Raw genomic sequence first — 665 nt, 5'->3', positions numbered from 1 at the left:
ACGGCATAACTCAACATCAACAAGAGTGGGACATCAGCCCACGATCACACCCGGTCCAGGCGCGAAAGATCTGGGCTGAGCGGCTGAGTTGCCGACCTCTGCCCGTGCCGGTCCTCGCCGGCCGACACCCATGCCGCACACCCGCACCGGAGTGGACACGCACCCGCTACCCTGTAGGGGCCGGAGTCACGTTCACCACGGGAAGCACCGGCATGGGGGCGGTAGCTCAGCCGGTCAGAGCAGGGGACTCATAATCCCTGGGTCGTGGGTTCGAGCCCCACCCGCCCCACCATGTTTGTCATTGTACGAACCGCCCCTTTCGGACGTGTTGTAGCTGGTGGAGCGGCTGTGTTGGTCTCGGTTGGCTCGGGTCTGGGGATGCGGAAGACCGGCTGGAACCGTCCTGGGCCGAGGATCTTGACTTCGTGGACGAGGGCTTCGACGAGGGCCTTGCGTTGAAGGTCGGTGCAGACCTCGATGATCGTATCGACGTGGCTTGCGATCTTGTGGAGGGTGGCGCGTGGGGGCATGGCGGGTTCGTCGTCGATCTGGGTGGTGAGTTCGGTGTGGCGGCGCCGGAGTTGCTTTTGCGTGGTGCGCAGGGTGGCGACTCGGTTAGCGAGGGTTTCTTCGTCGAGCTTGCCGCGTTCGAAGGCGGCCAGGTA

At 64.4% G+C, this 665-nt stretch carries 1 protein-coding gene and 1 tRNA gene; both read left to right on the top strand.

Annotation, left to right across the window (positions count from 1 at the left end; all coding sequences use genetic code 11):
* The first annotated feature begins 215 nt into the window (after window positions 1–215).
* Window positions 216–292, top strand: a tRNA-Ile gene (locus ND747_RS16560).
* Between the two features lie 133 nt (window positions 293–425).
* The coding region (locus ND747_RS16555) for a hypothetical protein (RefSeq protein WP_251734502.1) at window positions 426–665 on the top strand (240 nt) is incomplete at its 3' end.

This window comes from Frankia sp. R82 (assembly GCF_023716925.1).
Classification (GTDB): domain Bacteria; phylum Actinomycetota; class Actinomycetes; order Frankiales; family Frankiaceae; genus Frankia.
Note: the sequence above shows the minus strand (reverse complement) of the source record. Positions and strands in the feature narration are given on the sequence as shown.